At 54.5% G+C, this 23,272-nt stretch carries 20 protein-coding genes and 1 pseudogene; 12 read left to right on the top strand and 9 right to left on the bottom strand.

The window, feature by feature from the left end; translation table 11 throughout:
- Positions 1-279: 279 nt before the first annotated feature.
- From ligA to FE784_RS25750, 5 genes are all read right to left on the bottom strand, one after another.
- Positions 280-2,283, bottom strand: coding sequence for an NAD-dependent DNA ligase LigA (gene ligA / locus FE784_RS25765; RefSeq protein WP_139605140.1), 2,004 nt, complete (start codon positions 2,281-2,283; stop codon positions 280-282).
- 234 nt (positions 2,284-2,517) lie between these two features.
- Complete coding sequence (locus FE784_RS42945) at positions 2,518-2,607, bottom strand: putative holin-like toxin (RefSeq protein ID WP_425465569.1); 90 nt, start codon at positions 2,605-2,607, stop codon at positions 2,518-2,520.
- Positions 2,608-2,733: 126 nt separating this feature from the next.
- A complete protein-coding gene (pcrA, locus tag FE784_RS25760) occupies positions 2,734-5,037 on the bottom strand; it encodes a DNA helicase PcrA (RefSeq protein ID WP_139605134.1) in 2,304 nt (767 codons plus the stop codon).
- 1 nt (position 5,038) lies between these two features.
- Entirely contained in the window at positions 5,039-5,740 is a 702-nt protein-coding gene (pcrB, locus tag FE784_RS25755; protein WP_246132174.1) for a heptaprenylglyceryl phosphate synthase, read from the bottom strand.
- A gap of 211 nt (positions 5,741-5,951) precedes the next feature.
- Positions 5,952-6,500, bottom strand: coding sequence for a PspC domain-containing protein (locus FE784_RS25750; RefSeq protein WP_139605133.1), 549 nt, complete (start codon positions 6,498-6,500; stop codon positions 5,952-5,954).
- Positions 6,501-6,740: 240 nt separating this feature from the next.
- On the opposite strand from FE784_RS25750, the gene FE784_RS25745 reads away from it, so the two are divergent.
- From FE784_RS25745 to FE784_RS25730, 4 genes are all read left to right on the top strand, one after another.
- Entirely contained in the window at positions 6,741-7,535 is a 795-nt protein-coding gene (locus FE784_RS25745; RefSeq protein ID WP_139605132.1) for a thymidylate synthase, read from the top strand.
- On the top strand, positions 7,532-8,056 hold the full coding sequence (locus FE784_RS25740; protein ID WP_139605131.1) for a dihydrofolate reductase: 525 nt from the start codon (positions 7,532-7,534) through the stop codon (positions 8,054-8,056). Before FE784_RS25745 ends, FE784_RS25740 begins: the two co-directional genes overlap by 4 nt.
- Positions 8,046-8,663, top strand: coding sequence for a class I SAM-dependent methyltransferase (locus FE784_RS25735; protein WP_139605130.1), 618 nt, complete (start codon positions 8,046-8,048; stop codon positions 8,661-8,663). Before FE784_RS25740 ends, FE784_RS25735 begins: the two co-directional genes overlap by 11 nt.
- A 155-nt stretch (positions 8,664-8,818) precedes the next feature.
- Entirely contained in the window at positions 8,819-9,184 is a 366-nt protein-coding gene (locus FE784_RS25730; RefSeq protein ID WP_139605129.1) for a GIY-YIG nuclease family protein, read from the top strand.
- Between the two features lie 45 nt (positions 9,185-9,229).
- On the opposite strand, the gene FE784_RS25725 is transcribed toward FE784_RS25730, so the two are convergent.
- Positions 9,230-10,627 carry an extracellular solute-binding protein gene (locus tag FE784_RS25725; protein WP_139605128.1) on the bottom strand — a complete coding sequence of 466 codons (1,398 nt, stop codon included), beginning with the start codon at positions 10,625-10,627 and terminating at the stop codon, positions 9,230-9,232.
- A 432-nt stretch (positions 10,628-11,059) separates the two neighbouring features.
- Here FE784_RS25725 and FE784_RS25720 point away from each other — a divergent pair, with 432 nt between their 5' ends.
- Positions 11,060-12,400 (top strand): ABC transporter substrate-binding protein, encoded by a 1,341-nt coding sequence (locus tag FE784_RS25720; RefSeq protein WP_176706514.1) that lies wholly within the window; start codon positions 11,060-11,062, stop codon positions 12,398-12,400.
- A 159-nt stretch (positions 12,401-12,559) separates the two neighbouring features.
- Entirely contained in the window at positions 12,560-13,615 is a 1,056-nt protein-coding gene (locus FE784_RS25715; RefSeq protein ID WP_139605126.1) for a dienelactone hydrolase family protein, read from the top strand.
- A gap of 73 nt (positions 13,616-13,688) precedes the next feature.
- On the opposite strand, the gene FE784_RS25710 is transcribed toward FE784_RS25715, so the two are convergent.
- The gene (locus FE784_RS25710; RefSeq protein ID WP_176706513.1) at positions 13,689-14,564 is read right to left on the bottom strand and encodes an AraC family transcriptional regulator; all 876 of its coding nucleotides are present in this window, start codon (positions 14,562-14,564) and stop codon (positions 13,689-13,691) included.
- A 209-nt stretch (positions 14,565-14,773) separates the two neighbouring features.
- On the opposite strand from FE784_RS25710, the gene FE784_RS25705 reads away from it, so the two are divergent.
- From FE784_RS25705 to FE784_RS25680, 6 genes and pseudogenes are all read left to right on the top strand, one after another.
- A complete protein-coding gene (locus FE784_RS25705) occupies positions 14,774-16,372 on the top strand; it encodes an FAD-dependent oxidoreductase (RefSeq protein ID WP_139605124.1) in 1,599 nt (532 codons plus the stop codon).
- Positions 16,373-16,379: 7 nt separating this feature from the next.
- Positions 16,380-17,032: pseudogene (locus FE784_RS25700) on the top strand (Gfo/Idh/MocA family protein); the annotation flags it as partial.
- 83 nt (positions 17,033-17,115) lie between these two features.
- A complete protein-coding gene (locus tag FE784_RS25695; protein WP_139605123.1) occupies positions 17,116-17,955 on the top strand; it encodes a sugar phosphate isomerase/epimerase family protein in 840 nt (279 codons plus the stop codon).
- A gap of 3 nt (positions 17,956-17,958) precedes the next feature.
- Positions 17,959-19,251 (top strand): ABC transporter substrate-binding protein, encoded by a 1,293-nt coding sequence (locus tag FE784_RS25690; RefSeq protein ID WP_139605122.1) that lies wholly within the window; start codon positions 17,959-17,961, stop codon positions 19,249-19,251.
- 23 nt (positions 19,252-19,274) lie between these two features.
- Positions 19,275-19,847, top strand: a complete 573-nt coding sequence (locus FE784_RS25685) for a DUF4127 family protein (RefSeq protein WP_139605121.1) — start codon at positions 19,275-19,277, stop codon at positions 19,845-19,847.
- A gap of 4 nt (positions 19,848-19,851) precedes the next feature.
- Positions 19,852-20,835, top strand: a complete 984-nt coding sequence (locus tag FE784_RS25680) for a DUF4127 family protein (RefSeq protein WP_139605120.1) — start codon at positions 19,852-19,854, stop codon at positions 20,833-20,835.
- A gap of 122 nt (positions 20,836-20,957) precedes the next feature.
- Here the strand turns inward: FE784_RS25680 and FE784_RS25675 are convergent, their stop codons facing one another.
- Both FE784_RS25675 and FE784_RS25670 read right to left on the bottom strand, forming a co-directional pair.
- On the bottom strand, positions 20,958-21,878 hold the full coding sequence (locus FE784_RS25675; RefSeq protein WP_139605119.1) for a DUF4340 domain-containing protein: 921 nt from the start codon (positions 21,876-21,878) through the stop codon (positions 20,958-20,960).
- On the bottom strand, positions 21,875-23,266 hold the full coding sequence (locus tag FE784_RS25670; protein WP_139605118.1) for a GldG family protein: 1,392 nt from the start codon (positions 23,264-23,266) through the stop codon (positions 21,875-21,877). Before FE784_RS25670 ends, FE784_RS25675 begins: the two co-directional genes overlap by 4 nt.
- Between the last annotated feature and the right edge of the window lie 6 nt (positions 23,267-23,272).

Genomic DNA, 23,272 nt, shown 5'->3' with positions numbered 1-23,272 from the left:
TTTGCCGAATCTTTCGCAGTTTGCACTGCCGAAAATCCGACGTAATGGTCCGTTTCATTTGTTCAGTTTTCAAGGAACTTTGGCGTCTTCCGTATAGTTCTCAAGTCCTTGCTTTCAGGGCTTGTCTTTGGCGAATCATGCGGTGACAAGAACTTATATTAACAGGTTTGAAGTTGAAATGCAACACCTTTTATTATTTTTCTTTTGGCGCCTTAATAAACGAGAAAGGCGCCGCCCGAATCCGTTTCGGACGGCGCTCTTTAGCAGGTCTCTATAGCGTTATCCTTGGAGCAGCTTAAGCAGCTCCTCCTCATCCTCGATGACCGGAATGCCAAGCTCCTTGGCTTTGGCCAATTTGCTGCCCGCGCTTTCCCCGGCGATGACAAGATCGGTTTTCTTGGATACGCTGCCGGTTACTTTCGCGCCGAACGCCTCCAGCTTCTTCGCCGCCTCGTCCCGCCCCATACTTGTCAGCGTACCGGTGAGCACGACGGTTTTGCCGTACAGAGGATGCTCGGTATTGGCAGGCACGGCCTTCTCTTCGGCAAAAGGCTTTACACCTGCCGCCAGCATCCTCTCGATACCGTGGATCATCGCCGGATCCGCAAAATACGTCACGATGCTCTCCGCCACGATGCCGCCGATATCCGGTATCGCGATCAGTTCTTCGGCCGGGGCCGCCATCAGCTTCCCCAGACTGCCATAATGATCGGCAAGCGATTTGGTCGTCGTTTTGCCGGTATTCGGAATGCCCAGAGCGAACAAAAAGGAAGACAAGTCGCGATTTTTGCATTTCTCGAGCGCCTCGAGCAGCTTCTTCGCTTTTTTCTCGCCGAACCTTTGAAGCTGGATCAAGTCATCGAACTGCAAATAAAACAGGTCGGACGGATCGCGCACGCCGAGCTCGTCATACAGCTGCTCCGCCGTCTTCACGCTGAACGTCTCGATATCCATCGCGTCCCGTGAGGCGAAGTGGGTTATGCGGGCAATAAGCTGCGGTTTGCAATCGATCCGATTCGGGCAGAACAGATGGGCTCCTCTCATCTCAAGCTCCGTGCCGCATGACGGACAATGCGTCGGGAATACGATCTCCCCGCCGTCCTGCTCGTCTGTCGCCTTGCCGAGAATTTCCGGTATGACGTCATTGGAGCGTCTCACGAAGATAGCCGTTCCGAGCGCAAACTTCAAATTTTTCCGTTCAATGTCGCCGATATTGTTAAGCGTGCTGTGCTGCACAGTGGCTCCCCCGATATCGACGGGCTCGAAGGTAGCGTTAGGCGTCAGTTTGCCGGTACGCCCCACCTCCCACGATACCGATTGCAATATCGTCGTCGCCTCTTCGGCCTCGAACTTGAAAGCAACCGCCCATCGGGGAAACTTGTCGGTATAGCCGAACACTTCCCGCGTACGCATGTCGTTAACCTTAACGACAGCTCCGTCGATCAGGTAATCGAACTCATGTCTTATGGTTTCCACTCTTCGCAGCTCTTCGGCCACTTCTTCTATAGAGTCGTAAAATTTCACGTAGGGATTCACTTTAAACCGGTTATCGCGCAAAAATTGCACCATCTCGCGATGATCGCGGAAACGGACGCTGTCGGAATAACCGATATTATACATAAACGCGTTGAGCTTGCGTTCCGCAGTCATCTTAGGATTCAGGTTGCGCAACGCCCCGGCTGCCGCATTGCGCGGATTTTTCAGCACCTCGGCCGCCGTCTTGTTGTAAGCTTCGAATACGGAGAGGAACATCAAGCCTTCGCCTTGAACCTCGATCACGCCGTCCCGGTACGGAATTTCGAGCGGTATGGAGCGAATCGTCTTTACTTGGGGCAAAATACCTTCCCCTACTTCCCCGTTGCCGCGTGTAGACGCTTGCACCAATTGCCCGCCTTCGTAAGTAAGATTGAGGGACAACCCGTCAAACTTCAGTTCGACGACGAACGAGGGGGCCGGCAGAGGCTCTTCGGGATTGCGGGTGTTGTAGTCGTTGATCAGCTTTAGCACCCGCGCATGCCATACCATCAGGTCGTCGTGGTTTTGCGCCTTGTCCAAGCTCCACAGCCGGGCTTTGTGCCGATGCGGCTGAAAGCCTTCCAACAGCTCGCCTCCGACGCGCAATGTCGGTGAATTCGGCAGCGTCACGCCAGTCTCCCGTTCAAGCGCCACGAGCCGATCGTACAATTCGTCGTACTCCTTATCGCTGATCGTAGGCTCATCAAGCGTATAATATTGATAGTTGTGCTTCCCGATTTCCTCGATCAAGCCTCTCATCGCTTCCATCGCGTCTGCCACCGTTCGACTTCATCCTCTCTTCTAACGAAGTGTTCCACAATCAGTATGATCATCTATGTATGAATTCATTGCTGCCGTTGCGGGAATATTACGGAACGAATATAGTAAAGCTAGAAAGAAGGAGCCGGCTGCAACCGACTCCTTGGGTACACGAGACCGCTACAAAGGCGGTCGGCTTCTATAGGGCAATCCAACATAGACCGCTACCTTAGCCAGGGCGGTCTATTTCTTTTTGTGGAAGGATAAGATCAGCACCACCAATGTCGCGAATGAAATCATAAGCGTCAATGTCTGGTATGCCTCCACAGGCATCACCTCCCTTCCGGGAGATTAGCCGACCGCCCTTGCAAGCCGATTCAGTTGTACCTGGAACTCATTACAGCATGACCGTCTCCCTTGGAAAATATGGAAAACGAAAGTTTGTTCGCCTCGCGCGCACTACTGTTTTGTAATCGGCGCGAACTTCGCCAACAGCCGCTTCACACCGACCGGAGCCGGAAAAGCGATCTGCAGCTCCGTATCGTCACCGGAGCCTTTCACCGCTACTATGACGCCGGTCCCCCACTTGCCATGGCTAACTTTGTCACCGTTGACATAAGCTGTCGCAGCTCCGCCACTACCGCCGGCTGCCGCTCCAACAGGCCGCTGCTGCGACGTCGCCGCGCGCCCCGCTGAGCCCGCTGCCGCGCCGAGCGCACTTCCCGCCGGCGAGCCATAGGCTCCTCGCCCCGCCGATCCGTACGACGAGGATGCGCTGCCGCCATAGCTGCTGCCACGCGCGCCATAGCCCCCGACAGCCTCGAGCAGCTCGCCCGGAATTTCCTTGAAAAATCGGGACGGCGCATTCGCGGTCGTTTTCCCGAACAACGTCCGCATCCGGGCGCACGTCAAGTACAACTGCTCTTCCGCACGCGTAATGCCGACGTAAGCAAGCCTCCGCTCCTCCTCCAGCTCCTCGTTGTCCATGAAAGCCCGGCTATGAGGAAATACGCCTTCTTCCATGCCTATAATGAACACGACCGGAAACTCCAAGCCTTTGGCGCTATGCATCGTCATCAGGATGATGGCATCCTTGCTGCTCCCGTCGTCCTCTTTGTCCATCGAATCGATGTCGGCGATCAGGGCAAGGTCGGTTAAGAACGAGACCAGCGATTTCTCCTCGCTGCGCTTCTCGAAGTCGAGCGTAACGGACAGGAACTCGTCGATATTCTCGAGCCTGGACTTCGACTCGATCGTATTTTCCCGGTGCAGTTCCTCGCGGTAACCGGTCATCTCGAGCATTTTCCCGGTCAGCTCGGTAACGGACAAATATTCGATCATGGCGTTCAAATTGCGGATCATGCCGTAAAAGTCGGTCAGCGTCGCCCGGAACCTGGCACTCAATTCTAGAGCGTCCACCTGCTCCAGCACGGCAAAAATCGAGGCGCCGCGCGCGGCGGCGGCTTCCGCCAGCTTGTCCAGCGTCGTATCGCCGATTCCCCGCTTCGGCACATTGATGATGCGCCGCAGACTGATATCGTCGTCCGGATTGGAGATCAGCCGCAAATAAGCGAGAATGTCCTTGATTTCTTTACGGTCGTAGAACTTGATACCGCCCACGATCTGATACGGAATATCCGACTTGATCAAAATTTCCTCGATCACGCGCGACTGGGCGTTCGTCCGGTACAAGATGGCATGCTTGGCGTAAGACTTGCCTTGCTTGTAGCTCTTGATGATTTCTCCGGCGATAAAATAGCCTTCCTCGTGCTCTGTGCCGGCCTCGTACCGGATCAGCTTGCTGCCGCTTCCTTTATCCGTCCACAGCTTCTTGGGCTTGCGGCCCGTGTTGTTGTTGATGACGGCGTTGGCCGCGTCCAGAATGTTCGAGCTGGAGCGGTAGTTTTGCTCCAAAAAGATGGAGCGGGCCTCCGGGTAATCTTTCTCGAAATTCAGAATGTTGCCTATATCGGCTCCGCGCCAACGGTAAATCGACTGATCGCTGTCCCCTACGACGCAAATGTTATGGTGCTTGTCCGCCAGCATCCGGCACAGCATATATTGAGCGCGGTTCGTATCCTGGTATTCGTCGACGTGAATGTATTGGAACTTGTTTTGATAAAATTCCAGTACTTCGGGAACGTTTTGGAACAGCTCGATCGTTTTCATGATCAAATCGTCGAAGTCGAGCGAATTGTTGGCCTTCAGCTTTTTCTGATACAGCGCGTATACTTTGGCTACCTGCCCTTGAAAATAATCGCCGATCTTGCTGTCATAACGGTCCGGTGTGATCAGTTCGTTTTTGGCCGTGCCCATCTCCGCCTGGATCGCTTTGGGCTCGAACTTTTTGGCGTCGATGTTCAATTCTTTCATGCACGTCTTGATAACCGACAATTGGTCGGTCGAATCGAGAATCGAGAAGTTCGACGAATAACCGATCCGTTCGATATCCCGCCGCAATATGCGCACGCACATCGAGTGGAAGGTGGATACCCAAATATCCGAAGCCGTAGCTCCGACGATTTTCCCGATACGGTCCTGCATTTCCCGGGCCGCTTTATTCGTAAAGGTGATGGCCAGAATGCTCCACGGGGCCGCTTTGCGAGTGGCGATCAAATAAGCGATCCGATGCGTCAGGACGCGCGTCTTGCCGCTGCCTGCTCCCGCCATGATCAGCACGGGGCCTCCGGTCGCCTCGACCGCTTCGCGCTGCTCCTTGTTCAGTTTGGCTACCGCCGCATGAATATCGATGCTTCCGTTCATGTTAAAGACAACCTTTCTCTACGTCTTGTATAGCTTGAACCGTCTCCAGAGCTCGGTCCAAGTTCTCGTAAATGGCGTTGCCGACGATGATCGTATGGGCCGCTTCCGCAGCTTGGCGCGCTTTGTCCGCGCCATCGATTCCTCCGCCATAAAAAAGCCGGGCGCCTTCGAGCGACGAAGCCGTACGACTGACCAGCTCCATATCCCCGAATGTCCCGCTGTACTCGATATAGAGCACCGGAAGGCGGAACAGCCGCTCGGCCATTCTGCCATAGGCTACCACATCCGCCGTATCCAGCTCCGTACGGGCGCGGGTCACTTTCGCCGCGGAAGAATTGCCGTTCAGAATGACATAACCTTCCGCCACGATCTGCTCCCACTGCATCATAGGGCCAAAATCCTTCACCGCTAGATGATGATGTCCGACAATCCAATCCGGGTCGCCGGCATTCAGCACGATCGGTATAAAATACAAATCGAAGCCGGGCACTATCGCTTCCCGATCGGAGATTTCCAGGACGCAGGGGACCTCGAAGCGGCGAATCCGCGACAGCAAGTCCACCGTATTGTCGAAAGTCACTCCGGTCGTCCCGCCGACCATGACGGCATCGGTTCCGGACAAGCAGATCCGTTCGAGCGCCATATCGTCGATGTCCCGGTCGGGATCCAGCTTGAAAACGTGCTTCCATCGGCGCATATCCATGTTCAACCTTGTTACCCTCCGAATATAGGGCGCTGTTCCCTTCGTATATAAAGCTATTCCCAGTCTATTCGAGCGCCGATAGGGTGTCAAACTAATCCTACCAAAAGCGAATATATGTTCGCAATACCCTTCTTCTGCCAAAAACAAAAAAACCACGGGCTACATGCCCATGGTCGTCTCTTAACCGCTTGCGAGCAGGATAGGCTCCAAGCTATTTATCGCCTTTCTCGTAATTCGCCAGCTTGGCGCGCAGCTCCTCGATTTCTTTTTGCAGCGCCTTCTTCTCGACATCCCGCATCAATTCGTCGATATTCGGAGTCTGTCCCGGTGCCGAATGGCCGGCTGCAGGCGGCGTCTCTTGTCCCCGTTGAGCTTGCGGCTGATAACCGGGACTGTAAGAAGGCGGCCTCGAGCCGTAACCGCTGGAGTATGGCTCGCTCCCGTACGGTTGATGCTGGGAGCCGTGCTTGCTTCCGCTTCCATAGTACGGATTATGCTCGGTTCCGGAATTGGACGAGTATGGGCCGTAATCCGGACGGTTGGAATAACCGTACGTCGGGTTGTAGAAGGAGTCGGCGGGCTCCTTCGGAATGACGAGACAAGCGATAAAGTAAATCGGGATAAGCGTTCCTCCGGTAAAGAAGGTCGTTACTAACAATACGACACGCAGCAGCGTGGAATCGACATTAAGAAGCTCGGCCAGCCCGCCGCACAAACCGAACAACTTGCTGTCTCTACGGGACCGGTACAATTTTTTCATAGCGGCATCACCTTTGTATGGATTGGCCTCTGTGGTCCGGCGTTCTGCCGGGCACCCGACCTTATAGTTCAAGTATAGAGGAACGCTCCCGTATCCAAAACGGACCGGGGATGGTATCCGGACTGGACCTAAGCCGGGGGATATCGAACTTTCCCATCCTTATGTTAATATAACTATTAGTCTAACGTCTACATCCATGCAATTCAAGGATACGGAATCGAACGGAAAGAGGGACCTGCCATGAACACTTATTTGAAGCTATGCGAAACGATTTTGAATGAAGGCGTGCACAAGTCGGACCGGACCGGGACGGGCACGATCAGCATATTCGGCTATCAAATGCGCTTCGACCTGGAGCAAGGCTTTCCTCTGCTCACTACGAAAAAGCTGCACCTGCGCTCGATCATCCATGAGCTGCTGTGGTTTCTGCGCGGTGAAACGAACATTGCCTACTTGCACGAGCACGGCGTTACGATCTGGGACGAATGGGCGGATGCGAACGGCGACCTTGGACCAGTATATGGCCATCAATGGCGTTCATGGCCACGGCCGGACGGAGACGCCGTCGATCAGATTGCAGCGGTGCTCGATCAGATCCGCAATAATCCGGACTCGCGCCGCATGATCGTAAGCGCCTGGAACGTTGCGGAGCTCGACAAGATGGCGCTCGCTCCTTGCCATTGCCTGTTCCAGTTTTATGTCGCCGACGGCAAGCTTTCGTGCCAGTTATATCAGCGCAGCGCCGACGTTTTCCTTGGCGTGCCTTTCAATATCGCTTCGTACGCGCTGCTTACTCTGATGATGGCTCAGGCCAGCGGACTAAAGCCGGGCCATTTCGTCCATACGTTGGGGGACGCCCATATTTACTCCAATCATTTGGAGCAAGTGAAGCTGCAATTGACCCGCGAGCCGCGTCCTCAGCCGACGATGACGCTGAATCCGAACGTGAAATCGATTTTCGAATTCAAATACGAAGATTTCGAGCTGTCGAACTACGACCCGCATCCGCGCATTAAAGGCGAGGTTGCCGTATGAGCGGGCGGCAAACCGTTTCGATGATCGTCGCCATGGACCGCAATCGGGTCATCGGCCGGGACAATAAGCTTCCTTGGCGGCTACCCGCGGATCTCGCTTTTTTCAAAAAAACGACGATGGGGCATCCGGTCATTATGGGGCGCAAAACGTATGAGTCAATCGGCAAACCGCTGCCGGGCCGCACCAACATCGTAGTGACGCGAGACCGAAACTTCGCCGCCGAAGGCTGCGAGGTGGTCCATACGGCGGAGGAGGCACTCGGCGCAGCCGGGGCGGAAAGCCCTTTTATTATCGGCGGCTCCGAAATATATGCGCTTTTTTTCCCGTTGGCGGACCGGTTGTATGTGACATCGATAGAGGAGCAGTTCGATGGCGACGCGCATTTCCCCGCAATAGATCCCGATGAATGGAAAGCGATCGACACCCGGCCGGGTACGATCGACGAGAAAAATGTCCATCCACACACGTTCGTGACTTACGAACGAATAGACGGTCCAAGGGAGACTCGACATGACCAATAGCTATACTCCGGATTTGATTGCCGCCTACAACAGTCACGCCGAGGAACGGGACCATATGCATATCGCCGATTGGAAAGTTCGGGAACGCGGTCAATATCTGGACATGCTCAGGAAACGGAAAGCCAAAACGCTGCTCGAGATCGGTTCCGGTCCGGGACGCGACGGCTTATTTTTCCATACTCAAGGGCTGGACGTCACATGTACGGACCAGTCTCCGGAAATGGTGCGGCTTTGCCGCGAGAAAGGACTGAAGGCGGAAGTCCGCAGTTTCGACGCTCTCGGTTTTCCCGATGAATCGTTCGACGCCGTCTTCGGCTTAAACTGTCTTCTCCATGTGCCGAAAGGAGAGCTTAGACGTTCTCTGGAAGAAATCCGGCGCGTGCTGAAACCAGGCGGCTTATTCTACATGGGCGTATACGGCGGGCCCGATTCCGAAGGCGTATGGGAGAAGGACAGCTATGAACCGAAGCGCTTTTTCGCCATGTACTCGGATGAAAACTTGCTGAAGGCGGTAGGCGGTACGTTCGAAATCGTCTACTTCAATACCGAGCCGCTCGGCGAGGGAAACCCGCATTTTCAGTCGCTCGTGCTGAAGGCGGCCGAATAAATACGCATGCTCACGAAGGACAGACCGTTTGCGCGGCTGTCCTTTTTTTGTTTCCCATCAAAGTTCATTTGACATTTTATCAAACAAAATAATAAAATGTTTATCATAATATAGATTATTTCATTTATTGTTTAATTAAGAAAGGATGTATTCCAATGAACCGAAGAAAAGAGCTGGTCGAGCAATTCAAGGAAATCAAGACCGAGGCTGGCGTATACAAGTTTGAAAACAACGTCAATAAAAAGGTATTCGTCGCCAGCACGAACAACTTCAAATCGCTGAATGGCAAGAAGATGACGCTCGATATGGGGACTCATATGAATCGTGAGTTGCAGGAAGATTGGACGAAGTACGGAGGAGGGGCCTTCACCGTAGAAATATTGGAGGTAATGGACAACAAAAAAGACAGCGTCTATTTCGATATGAAAAAGGAGCTGAAGAAGCTCGAGGACAAATGGATCGACAAGCTGCAGCCCTTCGGAGACCGCGGCTACCATGGTCCGGCGCCCGAAGGGGAATAACGGAAATAAGGGCACGGATCCTATCCCTGCCCTTATATCTTTGCATTAGGGTACCGACGGCTCCGCCGGTGCAGCCGCCTCGAATCGCGAGCGGAACGTTTCCTCGTTTTCCAAACCCGCCCAATACAGCTTGAGCCCGTTTATCAGCTTGCGGTACTCCTCCTCCTTGATATTCAAGTCGGTAAACAACCGGTAGCTCGGAATAATTTCGCGGAAAAGCGAGAAACGGGACGGACGATTGATCGACTCCCGCCCCGGCTCCGACCAATCCGCCGCCGTGACCCGTGCGGGAAGACTGCAGGTGTTTTGCCTGACGAACAGCTGCGCCTCGGAACCCGTCAAGTAGTCGACCAGCTTGCGTGCGGCTTCCTTATGTTTGGAATGCCGGTTCACTGCCAAGCCGATCATGAGCAGTACCGTCAGCGCCTCGCCGAAATGGGGGACGGGGGCAATGTCGTAATCCAAATCGGATTCCCGCAAATGGTTCAAAATAAAGTAACTGGTCAAAATAACGGAAAGCTTGCCTTGACGAAACATATCGATTTTCTGCACATCCCAGTTCATAAGACTGTTCGGCAGCGACGGTATCGTATCGTAAATGTGCCGGCTGTAGCGGATCGCTTCCATCATGCGGGTGCCGGAAAGCTTGAGGCCGCCGTCCCCGTAGCGCTCGAACGCTTTGCCCCGCTGCAGCAGCAGCAAGCTCGCCCGATGAGCGGAAGAGAAATAGCAATGGAAGCCGATCCGTTCATTCGGAATGTCGAGCGCTTCGGCGCACTCGAACAATCTTTGCCAGCTCCAGCTGCTGTTCGGCTCCTGCAAGCCTCGCTCGGCGAAATGACTGCGATTATAGCACAAGATCAATGGCGAAAATACGAAAGGCTGCACCCGAAGCCGCCCCTCTTCCGTGAAAGCGTCGGATAGGAACGGGTACAGTTCTTCTTTGCGTTGCTGGCATTCCAGATCGTCCAGACTGCCTCTCTCGGAAAACTGCCGGAAGCTGTCATAGTTCATCGTAATGACGTCCAGCATGCCGTTGTCCAAATACGGCTTGAATTGCTCGAAGGAATTGCCCCCCAGCGGAACCGCTTGGACGCGAATATTCGGATGCTCCCGATGAAACATGGCGATAAGCCGGTGAATGTCCGCATCGTCGGGTATCGTGGGCGAATAACCGAGCCTGATCGTGACGGCTCCCTTCTCGGCCGGGTCAACCACCTGGCTCCCGACCTTCGGGATTTTCACGATGAGCCCCTCGCCCACGAGCAGATCAAGCCCCTTGCGGACCGACTGGACACTGAGTCCGACCTGCTCGGCGAGTTGCTTCTCCGACGGCAAATATTGCCCCGGCTCCAAGTTTCCCGTAATGATGTTGTTGCGTATCGAGGTGACCATCTCGTCCAACCGGGGACGAAACATTTTACGACTAGGGCGACGTTCCATATCCGTATCAACCTTCTTAAGAGCTATAATTATTGATCTTAGTAGATGGATGCAGCGCTTGTCAAACACGCGTAATCGATAAATAAGCATACATCAACATTATACATATCAGATAAATATCAATAATATAAAAACCTAATACAACTTGCAGCATAAATGCGAAATGGTCAACTATCCCTATAGATCCCTATTTACATATTGACAATAAGTAGTTAATAAAATATATTTTTATTGAACAATTAAGTATTAGTTACATATCAGTTTAATGATTTGCGGCAATGCTTTATCGCCAAGAGCAGTCATTTCATCTACACTGAAAAGGAGGTTGTAAGCGCTTCATAAAAAGGATCCGGCATTCTCTAGCCGACGCATGCTGCCGGAGTTGTCCCGGTTTCACACCAAAATCGAGAAGGAAAAGGAAGGTCGATCGGATTGGGCATACACAAAAGGTTGACGCATGGATTGATCGGATTATCGCTGGTTTCACTTCTTGCCGCCTGCAGCGGCAGCGGAACGTCCGGGAAGGAAACCGATCCGGGAAAAGAAAACGCGAAAGCGGAAAAGCCGCCGGAGCCGATCGAGCTGAAGCTCCATTTCTTCGGCGTAGCGGAGGAAGAATTCAATACCCGCTTCAAGGATACGCTGCAAAAGAAGTTCCCCCACATCACCTTCAAATGGCTGAAGTCTTCCGGACCGCAAAGCACCATCGAGGAGATCGTCGCGGCCGGAGAAGTTCCCGATATTATTCGTGGTCTCTCCAGTACAGTACAGACGCGGTACTTGGATCTGGGGCTCGGCTACGATATGAGGGACATGGTGAAAAAGTACAACTATGATCTGAGCCGCTTCAGCTCGGTTTTCATCGACGGTTTCCAAGCATTGACCGCGCAAAATGGCGAGCTGTACGGCCTCCCCGTCTCCCCGTTTTTCTCCAGGGTGCTGTATTACAACAAAGAGGTGTTCGACAAATTCGGCCAGCCTTATTTGCAGGACGGCATGAATTGGGATCAAATCTATGAGCTGGCCCGGAAAATGACCCGGACGGAGGCCGGAATCGATTACCGCGGATTCAGCGCGAACGTCAGCAGCCTGCTGACTTACAACGAATATTCGCTCTCCACGCTGGACCCGGCCAAGGACGAGTTGTCCCAGTTCGATACGTGGCAAAAGCTATTAAACAATTATATGCGGTTTTATCAAATTCCGAACAATGCGATCCGCCCTACCCTGGCCGAAGAAGGCGCCATGTTCCAGAAAGGGACGGTGGCGATGCATGCCGACATCTACTCCCCGTACCTCGACCTCAGCATGCTGAAAAACTGGGATATGGTATCGACTCCTATTATCGAAGGGGCGCCGAAAAAGATCGGCACCTTCCCGCCCGGCTACCTGATGATAGCGAAGCAAAGCAAATATAAGGATGAAGCGTTCAAGGTCATTATGGAAATGCTGAGCGACGAGGTGCAGATGAGAGATTCCCGCAACGGATTTTTGCCGACGCTGGCCAAGAAAGAGTTCATGAATGTGCTCGGTCAAGACAATCCGGCCTACAAAAACAAAAATATGAAAGCTGTCGGCTACTACGAGTTCGCCCCGCTTCGGCCGGCCCGCCAAAAAGGAATGACCGTCATCGAGACGAACAAAGCCGACGCCTTATTGCGCGATGCGTTCCTGAATGCCGCGCTGGGCAAAGAAGATGTCAACACGGCGCTCCGAAAAGCCGACGAGCTGCTGCGCAAGGAAGTGGAAGCGGAGAAAAGCAAGAAGAAATAGACGTACAGAAGGACGGCTCCCGCGAACAGGCATTCGTCGTGGAGGCTCCGGGCAAGTCGAGCACAGAGTGCGATGTCTCCGACGAACGACGAATATCAAGCATGCGGACCTGCAAGGACAGCTGCAACGAGTACACACATATAGAGGAGACCTGCAACGATGAGCTACAATCTGTACGAATTGAACCGGCAAGGCTTGCCCAAACTGTTGGAGGGAGTGGAGAACGCCTCCGGATGGCTCGCCAAACGAAGCGGCATTCAGCAGCTGTGGCTGGATGTGATCGGCGGGGTGCCGGAGCGCGCGCCTGTCGCTTGGCGGGTGCTGGGCAAAGAGAAGGAACGGGACCACACGCGGTTGCATCTCGAGTACAACACGTGTTACGGCGATAAGGTTCCTTCTTATTTGCTCGTTCCCGACGAAACGGTCAGAGGAGCGGACAAAGACGGACGCCGTCCGGCCGTTCTCGCCCTTCATCCGACCCATGAGTCCGGCAAAGCCAACGTCTCATTGCCAAGCGGCCGGGAAAACAGGCGTTACGGACTGGAGCTCGTGTCGCGGGGCTATATCGTGCTCGCTCCCGATGCCCTCACGGCCGGGGAACGGATTTACGAAGGGCTTAAAAGCTTTCACAGCAAACCGTTCTACGAACGGCACCCGGAATGGTCCACAGTGGGCAAAAACATCGTCGACCATATGCACGGGGTCGATCTGCTCTGCTCCTTGGAGAGCGTGGACCCCGGCCGCATCGGCGTAATCGGGCATTCGTTCGGCGGGTACAACGCCTACTTCCTGGCCGGACTGGACGATCGGATTCGCGCGGTGGTCAGCAGCTGCGGCTTTAGCCCCTTCTACGGCGACCATCGCCCGACGCATTGGGGCGTACGCGATTGGTATACGCATCTGCCCAAAGTTACGGACTATTTGATCCGGTACGAGGTCCCCTTCGAATTTCACGAAATCGCCGCTCTTGCCGCCCCCGTGCCGTCGTTCCATTACTACGGGCAAAGCGATGCGATCTTCCCCCACTGGAAGGCGATCGGCGAATGCATGGCGGAGCTGCGGGCACTGTATCGGTTCCTAGGAGCGGACGATCGCTTTCAAGCGGTCATGACGGTCAAAGAGCACGATTTCCCCCTTGAAATTCGCAGTATGGCCTATGCATTTCTCGACCAATGGCTGATGGGGCCCGCAGCCGAAACGATCGAGAGCATATAGGCATGTTCAGAACCCTCCGGCGGGATGGGTCGGCAGCCGGCGACAGGCGCTCGCCGGCCCTTGTTCGGGGCTTTCACCTTTGCCCGTGAGTGCGATACTGGCTCGGCAACTGCCCCGTCATACTTTTGAACACCCGACTGAACTGCGCCGCAGAAGCAAAACCGACCGCATAGGCGATATCCGTCAAGGTCATTTCCGGGCAATGCCGCAGCATCCGTTTGCATTCCAACACCCTCCGCTGCAGAACGTATTGGTAGAAGGTCACCCCCCGTTCCCGCTTGAACAGCCTCGTCAAATGCTCGGAACTCATGTGGACCAGTCTGGACACGTTTTGCAGCGAAAGCTCCTCGTGCAAATGATTTTGAATATACTCGCAGCAAATCGCAACCGGGTCCGATCCCGGGACTCGCTCCCTCCCTTCGGCACTCCGTCGGATGAAAACCGCCAAGCTGATGAGCTGGGAACCGACCACCTCTCTCCAGCCCGGCTTTTGTTCTCCGATCTCCTCCGTAATGCGAGATACGATCCATCTGATCGTGGCGAACATTTCCGGCTCCAGCATCCATTGCTTGTAGGACGGTTCGAAATCCCCGAGCATCTCGAAACCCGGCATCGAGCGAAATTCGGTCTCTTTCATCAGGCCCGCCTCATCGAAACAGATGACGGCCCGTTTATACTGACAGGAAGGATTAATGTATACTTGATGAGGCACTCGGCCCGAAAATACGAGCAGTTGTCCCGGAGATTGCGTGTACACTTCATGGCCGATCACATAAGCGGCCTTGCCTTCCAAAGTCAAATTGATCTCGATGCCCGGTTGGGTATGGAGCCTCTGCTTATGCTCCCGCAGCAGCTCTTGACGGGCATAAACGGGATATTCTTTGAAACCGTTTTCAACAAAAGGGTTCTTTATCGGAGGTGCGTTTAAAATCTCGCGGTCCAATTCCATAACAAACGCTCCCATCTTCTTCTTACTAAAGCCCGCCTTCGCCTTTTATTATAGGACAACCGCGTCGAAATGAGAATACCGCCCCTTCCGCCTTCACCCCATCAATTTTTGAGAGAAATGAGATCAAGAATGCAGAATACACCGGGGAACCGCACCATCTATAATTTTTTTGTAAGCCAGAATGCAAACGTAAGGAGTGAAACCGATTTATGGGACATCATAGCATTCCAAACATTGGGCCGCATCGAGAGATCGGTGTCGACATCGCCATTATCGGCGGAGGCCTGGGCGGCTGCGCTGCCGCATTGGCGGCGGCCAAAGCGGGCAAAACGGTCGTTTTGACCGAGGAAACGCTTTGGATCGGGGGCCAGTCGACCAGCCAAGCCGTTCCGCCCGACGAGCATCCATGGATTGAAAAGTTTGGTTGCACCCGCAGTTACAGGGAGTTCCGCAACGGGATTCGCCATTACTACCGCCGACACTTCCCGCTTGCCCCGGAAGCCCATCAAGCGGTGAACTTCAATCCCGGCAACGGCTCGGTCAGCCGTTTATGCCACGAACCCCGCGCCGCGCTCGCGGTTCTTCAAGAAATGCTTGCCCCATACGTGCACAGCGGCAAAATCCGGCTGCTTCTGCAGCGCATTCCGGTCAAGGCCGATACGGACGGGGATGGCGTGAACAGCGTAACCGTAAGGCATACGGAGAGCGGACAGGAAGAGACGATCATCGCTTCCTACTTCCTGGACGCGACCGAATGCGGGGACCTCCTGCCGATGACGGGAACGGAATATGTAACGGGGGCGGAATCCAAAAACCAGACGGGGGAGCCGCATGCCGTCGACGGAGAGCCGCAGCCGATGGACATGCAAGCTTTCACCCACTGCTTCGCGCTGGACTATGTCGAGAACGGGGACCATACGATCGACAAGCCGAAAGACTACGATTTCTGGTCATCTTACCGGCCCGATTTTTGGCCGGGCAAGCTGCTCAGTTGGATCGGCTGCCAGCCGCATACGCTGCAGCCGCGCGAATTCGGGTTATTTTCCGAATCGGCATCGTTGTGGCGGTATCGTCGCATCGTGGACAAACGTAATTTTGCGCCCGGTACGTTCGAAAGCGACATCACCATTGTCAATTGGCAGCAAAACGATTATTGGCTCGGTTCGATTATCGACGTAAGCGAGGAAGAGAAAGTTCGCCATTTAAATAACGCCAAGCAGCTCAGCCTCTCCCTTCTCTATTGGCTGCAAACGGAGGCCCCTCGTCCCGACGGCAAACTCGGTTATCCTGGCCTGCGGCTGCGCAAAGACGTAGTCGGGACCGATGACGGACTGGCGATGTACCCGTATATCCGGGAATCGAGGCGCATCAAGGCCGAATTTACCGTTCTGGAGCAGCATGTGAGTGCGGATGCGCATTCGGGCGGCCCGGCCGAACCGTTCCACGATTCCGTCGGCATAGGCTGCTACCGAATCGATCTTCACCCAAGCGTCGGCAATCGCCACTATATCGATATCTCCTGTCTGCCGTTTCAAATTCCGCTCGGAAGCCTGATCCCGATTAGAACGAAAAACTTGCTGCCCGCCTGCAAAAATCTCGGCGTTACCCATATTACGAACGGATGCTACCGGCTTCATCCGGTGGAATGGAATATCGGCGAGGCGGCCGGATTTTTGGCAAGCTATTGTATCGACCGTAAGCGGACTCCGCATGAAGTGCGCAACGACGATACGGCACTGAACGATTTTCAGCACATGCTGACGAAAGCGGGCATCGAATTGGCTTGGCCGCAAATCGGGGCCATGTAACAACGAAAACACGCAAATTTTGAAACGGTTTATCGATACCGGAGAGCTCGGAGACATTTACTACGCCAAAGCTTCCTGCCTTCGCCGGCTCGGCAACCCGGGCGGCTGGTTTGCCGACAAGGAACGTTCGGGGGCGGACCTCTGATCGATCTCGGCGTCCACGTCATCGATTTGTGCTGGTATTTGATGGGCCAGCCGAAAGTCAAAACGATCAGCGGCAATACGTATGCCAAGCTGGGCAACCGAGCCCATGTCCAGCATTTGAGCTTTTACAAGGCGTCGGACTACGATCCCGGCCTGAACACGGTCGAAGATTTGGCCAACGCCATCATCCGCTTTGAAAATGGCGCCTCCCTCGTCGTGGATGTAAGCTTTACGCTGCACGCCAAGCAAAACGAAATGAGCGTCAAGCTCTATGGGGATAAGGGCGGAGCGGAGATCGAACCGGAGCTTGCGATCGTTTCCGAACGGTACGATACGATTTTCAACCTGCATCCGCAAGTGAACAACCCGGGGTTCGATTTCGCCAAAGGGTTCCAAAATGAAATCAATCATTTCATCGAGGCGTGCCGAGGACGTTCCGCTACTTTAAGCCCGGTGGAGGACGGTCTGGAAATGATGAAAATTTTGTGCGGCATATACGAATCGGCCGAGAAGTGAGCGGAAATTGTCGTGTCATGAGTCCCTTTCCCCCACATTCGATTGTCCGAAGTACACCTTCCCGATTAAGGAGCGACCGGAATATGGAGCTATCGCTAAGCATGTACAGCATGCATAGAGCTATCAAGCAGCACGGTTGGAATACGATCGATTTCCTGCAATTTTGCCATAAGGAGCGTTACGGGCGGGTCGAGCTGCTGGCGCACTTTTGGAACGATGTCCAGGCGGAGCTCGGGGAGGTCGCGACCGCTTTGGAAAGCTTGCGTATCGCGGTTTCCAGTTATGCCGTTTCCAACAATTTCGTCAGTCCCGATCGTTCGTCCAGAGAACTGGCGTTGGTCAAAATCATAGACGCCCTACCGGTTGCGGCCGCACTCGGCACGAATGTGATCCGCGTGTTTTCCGGTAATCTGGCCGAAGGCATCGCCTTCGAGCAGGCCCGGCAGTGGATTATCGACGGTTTGAAGACGGCATCCCGCGAAGCCGAAAAATCGGGCGTCACCTTGTGTCTCGAAAATCACGGAAAATTGGCGGGCAAGGCCGATCAAATCAAAACGCTCCTCGATCGGGTCGATTCGCCGGCGCTGCGCTCCACATTCGATACCGGGAACTTTTTGCTGGCGGACGAGCACCCGCTCGACGCGCTCCGGTTGTTGGCCCCGTATATCGGACACGTGCATGTCAAAGACTTCAAGGAACAGGGTAACGGAAAATACAAATCGATCGGAATGCGGACCTATGAAGGCGTACCGGCCGGCGAAGGCGACGCGAGCTTGCCGGACGTTCTGGATTCGCTGCAGACCGGCGGGTACACGGGCGCTGTGGTCCTGGAGTTCGAGGGCATCGGGGACGAGGCGGACGGCATCCGTCAAAGCTTCGAACGGCTCCGGACTATGCTCGACAAGGAAAAGGAAGGAGGATAACGTATGAACAAACAAACGGCATGCGGGATCGTGTTGTCGGCCTTGCTGCTGACCGCCGCCGGATGCGGGGGCGGGGAACAGCCGGCGAAGGGCTCGTCGGAGCATGCCGAATCGGAGCCCGCACCGGTAAAACTGACGTTTTACAGCGCGCAAGGCAAAGTATTGGAGCAGTTCGGGGCCTTGGATTTGCTGAAAGCCAAGTTTCCCCATATTACGCTGGAGGTCATCAACAACCAGGAGGGACAACGTTACGCCGATCTGATCGCGGCAGGCATATTTCCGGACATCATCTACGAGGCGAACAGCTTGATGCAAGCTACCATTGTCGAATACGGTCTTCAGTACGACATGGAAGAGCTGATCAACAAGCATAAGTTTGACTTGAACCGGTTCGAGCCGAACATACTGGCGCAAGCGCGTTACTCCAACAGCGACGGCAAGCTGTACGGCCTTCCGTATTCGGTCAACCGTTACGCCTTGGTCTACAACAAGGACATATTCGACAAGTTCGGCGTTCCTTACCCGAAGGACGGCATGACTTGGGACGAGGTTTACAGCCTGGCCCAAAGAGTGGCGCGCAGCGACGGCTCAGTCGCTTATGAAGGGTTCGCGATGAATACGCCGGCCAACTATATGCTGAATAATCAGCTTTCGCTTCATCCGCTCGATGCGAAAGAAGATCGGGCAAACGTCAATACGGACGGCTGGAAAACATTGTTTGAAAATATAAAGCGGTTTTACGAGCTTCCGTATGCGAATCTCGCCGCTCCCCGGTTCGTAGACGGCAAGCTGGCGATGATGGTCGGGGCGATCAGCACCGGACAATTTACGCAGTTTGCGCAAAATGCGCAGCTGAACTGGGATATGGTGTCCGTACCCGTTTTGACGGGATCCCCCAATACCGGCTTTATGCCGGCCGGTTTATCGCTCTTTATATCGCAAAATTCGAATGCGAAGGATGAAGCGTTCCGTCTAGTCGACTATTTGGTTTCCGAGGAATATCAGACCATTCTCGCCAAGAATGGCGGCGGCACGACCTTGTCGAGCGAAAAGGTTCGGGCAGCTGCCGGACAAAACCTGCCGTCCGCAAGCAACAAAAATGTTAAAGCGCTCTACTATTATCAGCATGCCCCTACCGCACCTCCGAGGGCCAAACAGTTGACCAACGTCAGCGTCAATTTCGGAAGTGCCTTTACCCGAATGATCGAGAACAAAACGGACGTCAATACGACGCTGCGTTTGCTGGAGGAAGAAATCAACAGATCGATCGCCGAAACGAAAGCCAAAACAAAATAATAGGCGATGCCGGAGGAAACCGAATGAATGCAACCAAAACATTATCGTTTGTCCCGTTGGATTATCGGCCGTTTACTTGCTATACGGCGGTACAGATCGCCCGAATCGGAGGATTCCGGATCGACGTGCCCGAACCGGGAAGGCTCGGCCATTATTTCATCCCGGGCGACAGCGCGGCGATTGGCGATTGGTGGGCACGAAAAGCCGCCGGGACCGCAGCCTCCGTAGTCGCGGTGCCGATGCTGGCCTACGGCGGCCTTATCGCTTCGCGGTACGGCGGCGGTATTTCCTTCGAACAGGCGCAGAACGGGTTGCAAGTCATCAAACGGGTGAAAGAGCAAAACCCGGATCATAAAATATACGCCTTCGACGCCATTACCCGCTTGACCACTTCGCCGTTCCGGGATTACCCGGGCAATTACAGCGGCAAAATACGCGAATGGTCGATCTTGCAGGACAAAATGACGCAGCCGGGAATGGAGCATTTGAAAGCCGAATGCGAAGCTGTGAAGAAGACGATCCCGCCACAACTGATCGACGATTATTTGAAAGCGCGAGAACGAAACTTTGCCATAAATAAACTTTGCCATAAATAAGAGGATGATCGAGTGGGTTCGCGATGGGATTATCGACTTCCTCATTCTCGGTCAAGACGACGCCGAGCCGTACGGCATGCATCGGGCGGAACGCATTGAACTGATGGGACGGATCGAGGAGCTGGGGTTGGGCTCGAAAATCAAACTATTCCCCGGTGCGGATGTTATCGCTTCGCTGTTGATCGCGAAGCTTGCGCTGGAAGGCGCCTCCGCTTCCCCGAAGGTGTGCGTGGAATACTCCCGCCGGCACGGCGAGCAATGGATCGCCCCCTATCAAGATATTGCGTACAGTCAAGTCATCCGCGATTACGTGTCGGTGCTGGGCGGAGAAATGGCGGACAACGCGGAGCAGGCGGATATCGTGCTCATGGCCAACACGGCGGGCGAACAACCGATCCAATCGTTTGCCGAACGGATCGGGGCATACCTGGACGACGGCCGCCTCGTAGCCGTCGGGGATGATGCTTATGCCGGAACGGCCGACCCCGTTCTGATCGAACTATTGCGCAAACGAATCCGCTTCTCCGCGCTGTCGGGGTATTCCGGCTGGAACATCGGGGTATCGATCGCCCAAGCGTTGACCAGATGGACCGCCCTCCAAAGAAGCGGCCGGAGGGACATCGATTGGCGGCTACAATCGGCCCAAGCGCACGCGGAGCTGCTGCTTGAAGCTTTGGCCCATGAGGAAGGCTACCGCAACCATGTCCGCAACGGGGCCGTCGCTTATGCGAGATCGATTGGCGACGACCCTCAGCGGCTCATGGCGCACTACAAGGAGATCGATCGTTATGCGGTCGAACATGCGCTGCCTTACGGCAACCAGTGGTACCAAGATCATTTCCAAGGCGAGCGCGTCGCATTGGGCGCTGCCGGAACGCAGCCCCTCTTCGGAACCATAACTCGGTTGAATGGCTGGCAGTCAGGTTTGCCGTGGAATCGCACGGCGGAAATGGAAATGTTCCCGGAGCTGACCGTCTCCGTCACCTAGCAACGACGCAGGCCGTCCGTTGCCGAAAGCCGACAAGCACGTTCGCTTGACAGACGCAAGCAGGACCGCCGTCTCCGAGAACGGCGGTCCTGCTTGCTTTCAATATCGATTCGTCATTGCGCCTAGGCTTCCGGCAGCTTGATTCGGTCGAACAGCTCCTGGATCGTCGCGACCGGCACCGAGTACACCCACGGTCCGCTTTGCAGCCCGATCCATATTTGCTCTCCCTCGATTTTGCCCACATAAACCGAGGTCGTCTCTTTGCCGTCTTTGGTCGACTTCAGCTGCAGCTTCATCTCGGGCGCATCCATCTTGATTTCGGATATCGCCTTGACCATCTGCTCGGAAGACATGAGCAGCATTTTGTCGAGAATCGGCTCTACGTCGGTGCCCTTCATCTCCTTGTCGCCCAGCTTCCAGGCGGATTCGGTCGACGTCTTGGCCGGATCGACCTTCGACAGCGACTTGGATGACCCCTTCCACTCCATCTGGACGTTGGACACTTCGTTGTACGTCATTTGGAACGGACTTTTGTCCACGAACTCCGAGACGTCCTTTTGCAGCGTCTTGATCTGCTCGTCGGACACCCGGAACACGTTCGGGGCATCCTTCAGCTTGGCGTACGAATGACCCGCGATCGGGAGCGCCGAGCCGATCTGCAACGTTTTGGACGAGCCGTCCGCCATCGTTACGCCAAATTCCTGCGCGGGACTGGTCAGCCCGTACTTCGACAGGTCGGACGGATTGGCATCGATTTCGCTATCCTGGGTCAGGGCGATGAACGCCCCTGCCCAGCTATCTCCCGAATACGCGTTCGTCGGATAGGCCGCGGGCTTGGTGACCGCCCATTTTCCGTCTTTTTTCTGCAATTCTATGCCGCCCTGCTTGATTTGGATGCCGGCAACGTCCTCTTGCTTTACGGTCACGATAGGCTTCGGCTTGTCGGCATCGTCCTCTTTTTTGAAAAACGATTGACTGGAGGCATACCAGAACGCCCCGATACATACGACGACGAGAACGATCGTCGGAATGAACCGTTTCATCCTTTTCTCCTCCTCCACCAAATCGCTCCGCCGAGCGCCAGTATGGCCAGCGGGAATAGGACAACCGTTCCGTACAAAATCATTTTCGCCTTGTTCGGCATAATGAACGCTTGCTGCAACGCAGCCTCCTCGCGCGGCCGGATCGTCAGCTGATCGGTTTGCTCCTGCATCCAGTTGACGCTATTCAAGGCGAAATCGCGGTTTCCTTGCTCGGTAATGATCTGGTCCTGCAGGAACTGCGAGTTCCCGATTACGACGGCCTTCGGCTTATTGTCCTTGTCCATGACCGCGTATGCCATATCGAGCGGCCCTTTCAGATCGGTGTCGTCCTGCTTGGAGGCGTTGGAAGTCAACTGCGTCATATCGGTCTCGCCGTATGCCTTGTCGGACGATTTCAACAGCGAGTTCGCTTTCCAATCCGGGTTGCCCGATTCGGTCGACAACGCCACCGCGACGGGAAGCACGACTACGCGGTCCGAATCGGCCAAGTCGTTCGTAATCGCGTGAAATTGAATGTTCGGCACGATCGTCAACGGGTTGTTGTACAAGGTACGTCCGGTTTCGATGACGACGCCTTTCGCATTTTTGACGTTTACCGCGGTGAGCAGCTCGTCGAGATTTTTCATGCTTTGCAGATCCTTGGAATATCCGGTCGAAATGAACAGCTTGCCTTTGCCCTGCACATACTCCTTGAGCAAGGCGGTTTCCTTCGGATCAAGGTCGTTCTGCGGTCCGAGTATGAACACCGCCTGGGCATCGTCGGGAATTTTGCCTTCCTTGTACAGGTTCAAATCTTTAATCTCATAGTTCTCGCCTTCAAGGGAAGAGCGGAACATCGAGATTTGCGCGGCAGGAAGCTCATTATGGCCGGTCAGGAAGTAGATCGGATGCTTCACGTCCGTGATCAGTCCCATGATCGACTGCGTAAATTTGCTTTCCCCCATAAAATTGTAGGAGCCTTGCGCCTGACCCGACATAAACAGCTCGTAGCTGTAAACCTTCTTCTGCTTCTCGCCCATCTCGAAGATGATCGTGCCCGCCTGATCGATCTGGTACTGCTGCGCCTTCGCAGGGTCCCGGTTCGGGTCGATCTCCTCGAACGTGACTTTATTCGTACGCTTCTTGTACTCGTTCAACAAATCGCGAATATCGCGGTACATGATGCTTTCGTCCGTCGAGCCGCCACCGGTGAACAACGTCACCTTGATATCCTTGTCCAGCTTTTTCAGCACGGAGATCGTTTGCTCGGACAACGAATATTTCTTATTCACGCTCAAATCCCATTGAATGCCCTTCATCGAGTTCAGGAAGAGCGTAACGATAATAAATATCCCGATCACGGCGATGGAAATGATCGTCGCGTTCGTTCCTCTTATCCACTTGTTCACGTCTCT

The organism is Paenibacillus hemerocallicola (assembly GCF_006265175.1).
Classification (GTDB): domain Bacteria; phylum Bacillota; class Bacilli; order Paenibacillales; family NBRC-103111; genus Paenibacillus_AB; species Paenibacillus_AB hemerocallicola.
Note: the sequence above shows the minus strand (reverse complement) of the source record. Positions and strands in the feature narration are given on the sequence as shown.